The following is a 5,266-nucleotide window of genomic DNA, read 5'->3' on the forward strand; positions in this document are numbered from 1 at the left end:
CCGGACAATGACCGCAAGGCGCCGACCCAGGCGGCTGCGGCGAGGAGGGGAAGCGGCGAGAGCGACAACAAATGGGGGAGCGTGAACCAACGATCGGCGATCGCAGGGACGCTCAATGGAGTCCACAGGCTGATCAACGCGATTGCGGCTCCCGTGAGAAGAAGCGTTACGAGCGCGAGCCTGCGGCCGGAAGCTTGCGTCGATCCCTCGGTTTTCCATATCAACCAGCATGCGCCGAGCAGGCCATAACCGGCTGCTAGCCCGAGGCCGGTTGCGACTGAAAACGGCGTGATCCAGTCGAGCGGACCGCCGGCAAAGTGGCCGTCGGCGACTCGAATTGTCCCGCCGATGAATGATCCCAGGATGGCGCCCTGGCAAAAGGCTGCGATCGCAGAGCCGCCAGTGAAGGCCGCCGTCCAGATGACTCTCAAGGGACCGCCCTGGGATCGGAAGCCGAACGAAACGCCGCGCAAAACGAGCCCAAACAGCATCAAGGCGAGGGGCACGTAGTACGCCGGGATGAGAATTGCGAAGGCTCCGGGAAAGGCGGTCCATAACACCATCGCGCCGAGTACGAGCCAAGTCTCGTTGCCGTCCCAGGTGGGCGCCAATGTTCGGATCATGATATCGCGGTCCGCCGGACACGATGCGAATGGCAAGAGGATCCCGACTCCGAGGTCGAAACCATCCAGGATGACATAGAGCGCTATGACGAAGGCCGCAGACACGGCGAACACCACCGGCAGATCGAGATTGCCAAAAATGCTCATTTGATCGCTTCCGTTGCTGCGATTGCTACGTGGATGGCGCCGAGCGGCCGGCCAACGGGAGTTGTTGGTGTCTCGGTCTCGAACCCACGCCACACCAATCGGCCGCCATAGTAGAAGAAGCCGAGTAGCAGGAGGTTGTAGAGCACCAGCGCGACGGCGAGCGATCCGAAGACAGCCCCGCCTGCAATCGGGGAGACGGCATCAGCGGTTCGCAACTGTCCGTAGACGACATACGGTTGCCGTCCCACCTCCGTCACTGTCCAGCCCGCGAGCGTCGCGATAAAGCCAAGCGGTGTGCCGACCAGACACGCGTAGAGATACCAATCCGTGTCGAACAGCTTCTGGCGCCAGCGAAGATAGAGAGACAGTAACGCAAGGCCGAGCAGCGCCATTCCGCAGCCAACCATGATCCGGAAAGCGAAGAATACGGGAATGACGGGCGGACGCTCGCTCGCGGGAACTTCTTTCAGGCCCTTGACTTCGCCGTTAAACGAATGCGTGAGAATGATGCTCCCTAGCCAGGGGATTTCGACGGCGTAGTCGTTGCGCTCAGCCTTCTCGTCGGGCCAGGCAATGGCGGTTAGTGGCACCGCTTTCGCCGTCTCCCATCGCGCTTCGATCGCTGCGAGCTTCATCGGCTGGAATTTACGGGTGTTGAGCCCGTGTTGATCGCCGACGAAGATTTGCAGTGGTACCAAAATCGTTGCCATCCAGAGGCAGAGCGAGAAGGCCGCGCGGGCAGGCGCCTGCTCCTTCTCCCGGCCGCGCAGCAGCCAGAACGCGGACACGCCGACAACGACGAAAATTCCGGTGATGAAGCTGGCCAGCAGCATATGTGCGAGCCGATATGGCATCGAAGGATTGAAAACCACGCCCCAGAAATCCGTGGTGACGAACCGGCCGTCGCCGGTCATGGTGAAATCCACCGGCGTCTGCATCCAGGAGTTGGCCGCGATGATCCAGAATGCCGAGATGACCGTGCCCGTCGCCACGATCACAGATGCCGCGAAATGCAGCCATTTCCCGACGCGCTTCTCACCGAACAGCATGATCCCGATAAAGCCGGCTTCCAGGAAAAAGGCCGTCAGGACTTCGAGTGTCAGGAGCGGGCTGATGACGTCAGCCGTGACTCGCGCATACCGGGACCAGTTAAGTCCGATTTCATATGAGATGACGACACCGGTCACGACGCCCATCCCGAACGCGAGGGCAAAGACCTTCGTCCAGAAGGTCGCGAGCTGATGGTATGCCGGCTTTCCGGTCCGCAGCCACAAGGCGTTCAAGGTGACGATGAACCATGCGATCCCGATCGAAAATGCCGGCCAAAGGATGTGGTAGCCAATCGTGAACGCGAATTGTAGGCGCGAGAGTATCACGGGATCCATCGGCACACTCCATCCGCGGACACGTGACAGCTCCCAGGAGCTGGAAGGATTGTCCGCACATCCTTCAGTGTGCCGTTTCGCCTCGAACAAATATTGTGAAAGCGTGCCCCTATTTGTCTGTGTCGAGCCGCGCGTTGCGCTGATGCCGGCGAATGAGTTCGTTCACTCTCAAGCGTGCGTCGCCAGAGTTACACCGCACCGACGCAGTAGCGCTTTGACAAAGCCAAACGGAGCGGGCGTAAACGGCCCTGGTGGCGCCCGTGTGATCCAACACAGGCAGAATAGGCCGGCGATCGCCAGCCAAAAGCACAGTGAGAAGCCGTCGATGAATGCCAGGACACTGGCTTCGCGCGCAACGGTTCCCGAAAAAACATGGATCGCTCGTGCCGATGCTGCATCAGCACCACGATCCGAGAGTTGATCGGCGAGTGCGGCCAATCGGTGTCCGACCTCGGAATTGCCGTCTGCAACGTGAAGCCCGAGATAATTCGAATGAATCTGCTCGCGGACCCGCAGCCATGTGGTCATTAACGCCACGCCAACCTCCGCGCCGACCACGCGGATGACCTGGATATACGCCGAGAATGCCGTTGCACGAGACGAATCCGAGTTTGCGACCAGGGTAAGAATGGTTGGCGTCAAGGTGAAAACCTGGCCGACCGACAACAGGAGGACGATCACACGAAAGTCCGCTGCCGCCCAATCGTTGGTCAATTGCATGCCAAGAAAGCCTACTGCGGCGAAGGTCGATAGTCCGAAGGCGGCAACCCAACGGGCATCGAAGTGTCGAAGGATAACGATCGAAAGTGGTGTCAGCATCAATATCGGCAGGGCGCCATAGGCCAGCATCAGCGATCCATACTGCTCGGGACGCAGCAACGTGACGGTCCCGAGAAAGCCGGGCACGAGGACGGAATTGGAGAGGCTCGTCAGGGTGTAGAACAGGGCGGTCGCGAGGCCGAATCCGATGTTGCGCTTGAACAGCACGTTGATGTTGGCCCAGGGATCGCTCGCGTAGATTTCGTTGACCAGGAAGGCAATGAAGAGGGCGCCGCCACCGGCAATCAGGCCAACCACGATGCCGGAGCCGAGCCAATCGAGCCGGTTACCCTGATCGAGCCCAGCGTAGAACATCGACAATGAAGCGCCGAACAACAACATGCCGGCCCAATCGGCCTTACGCAAAAGGTCATGGTTGATCTGGCATGGAGGTGTGCCCAGATAGACCAGCAATGCCATCAGCGGCGCAATCACGACGCCTTGCCAGTAGAACCATTGCCATCCGAGGTCGGCGGCAAACAGCCCGGCGGCGGCGAGGCCCACATCCTGCGTCAGCCCAACGCGCACTGCGTAAAGGGCGATCGCCCAAAGCCACCACTTCATCGGCAAGTGCCGGAATATGATCATGAACGTCGCCGGCACAAAGGTACCCAGCAACATCCCATAAATGATGCTCAACACCATCAGCGCTTCGTAATTCCTGGCGAACGGGATGGCATAGGAGACGACGGCAAACAGCAAACTGGGGACCGCCAGGATACGTCGCAATCCGAAGGTCGTGACGAGCCAGACCACCGCCGGAGCGACGAATATTTGCGATCCGACGGAGGCCGTGTAGAGCCAGGCTCCCTCGTCGAAGCTGAGCGAGAACGCTCCGCGCAGATCGGGGAGCCCGTAGCCGATCAATCGCGTGTCGTAATTGGTGAAAATGGAGCCAAGAACGACGGCGGCAACCGCGAACAGCGGTTGCGGAGTGATACCCCCGAATGAAACGGGCCCGCGCCGATCATCGTCGCTACTGATCATCCGCCGCCACCGACATGAATGTGGGTGACGACGGACATGCCCGGCAACAGCTGAGCGAGCAGCGGCTGATGCTTGTCGAAGGCGATCCGCACGGGGATTCGCTGGACGACCTTGGTGAAATTGCCGGTCGCATTGTCCGGTGGGAGCAGCGCGAACTGAGAGCCAGACGCCGGCGAGATCCGCTCGACATGTCCGCGCAGCGGCCGGTCCGGAAAACTGTCAACTGCGATATCGACGGCCTGACCAGGGCGGATGCGCGTGAGCTGCGTTTCCTTGTAGTTCGCTATCACGTAGACGTTCGGGAGCGGCACGATATTGATGAAGTTTCGCCCGACAGTGACATAATCGCCGAGCTGAACTTGACGTTCGCTGACCACGCCATCGAACGGCGCAAGGATGCTGGTATAACCCAATCGGAGACTCGCGGCAGCCAAAGTCGCTTTGGCGCCGTCAACATCCGCGGCACGCTGCTTCTTCGTCCCCTGGAGCACCTCGAGCTGGTGATGTTGTTCGGCGACAGCCGCACGACTGGCGCGCGTATCGGCCTGGGCCTTGCCGTAGGCGGCAGTCGCCTGCTCGAGCCGCTGTCGCGTGCCTGCATCAGTCTGCGACAGAGCTTGCTGCCGATCCTGCTCCTCGCGCGCCTCGGTCTCGATGGCCTCTGTCGATCGAAGCGTCGCTTCAGCCTGCGCGATGACAGCATATTGGCGCTCAATCTGGTCGCCCAGGATTTCGATAGCAGCCCGCGATGCCGCCAGGGTGGCGTTCGCCAGATCCACCTGAGCTTGGTAGTCGGAGGGATCGATCTGAATCAGCAAGTCGCCTGCCTTGACCGACTGGAAATCGTCGACGGCGACGGATGATACCTGACCGGAAATGCGGGTGCTGAGCCGGGTGACGTCCGCACTCACATAGGCGTCGTCGGTCGATTGTATGGCCGCCTGGCCCGTCCAGGCGTTCCAGCGGTTCGCCGCGACGGCGATAAGCGCAACAACGGCCAACAGAACGAGGGTGGGCAGCAGGAACCGTAGGTAGGACCGTAGCGCCGAAATCGCGCGATGATCGCGAAGCGGCTCGGGTGTGGCCTCGCGCATCAACATGTCTTTTGAGTCGACTGGCATTGACCCTCACCGGTCAGTCGTTCGACGCGCGCGAGATCCTCGCGGACTTGCTATGCTATGGCCAGGAGTGGAGCAGGGGCGATTGGAGAACGCCGCCAGACGTGGCTCCCTTGAACGCCCGCCGCCATGCGTGTGGATTGTGCCCCACCGTGCGCCGAAACAGGCGGCACAGAGCGGACTGGTC

General features: G+C 60.8%; 4 protein-coding genes. All 4 read right to left on the minus strand.

Annotation, left to right across the window (positions count from 1 at the left end):
* On the minus strand, positions 1 to 770 hold a 770-nt coding region (locus tag SO180_RS41890), incomplete at its 3' end, for a cytochrome d ubiquinol oxidase subunit II (RefSeq protein ID WP_449384619.1).
* Positions 767 to 2,155 (minus strand): cytochrome ubiquinol oxidase subunit I, encoded by a 1,389-nt coding sequence (locus tag SO180_RS41895; protein ID WP_449384620.1) that lies wholly within the window; start codon positions 2,153 to 2,155, stop codon positions 767 to 769. The genes SO180_RS41890 and SO180_RS41895, both read right to left, overlap by 4 nt.
* Before the next feature lie 168 nt (positions 2,156 to 2,323).
* Positions 2,324 to 3,961, minus strand: coding sequence for an MFS transporter (locus tag SO180_RS41900; protein WP_449384621.1), 1,638 nt, complete (start codon positions 3,959 to 3,961; stop codon positions 2,324 to 2,326).
* Positions 3,958 to 5,055, minus strand: a complete 1,098-nt coding sequence (locus tag SO180_RS41905; RefSeq protein WP_449384622.1) for an HlyD family secretion protein — start codon at positions 5,053 to 5,055, stop codon at positions 3,958 to 3,960. Before SO180_RS41905 ends, SO180_RS41900 begins: the two co-directional genes overlap by 4 nt.
* Positions 5,056 to 5,266 lie beyond the last annotated feature (211 nt).

It is taken from the genome of Bradyrhizobium sp. UFLA05-112 (assembly GCF_053572325.1).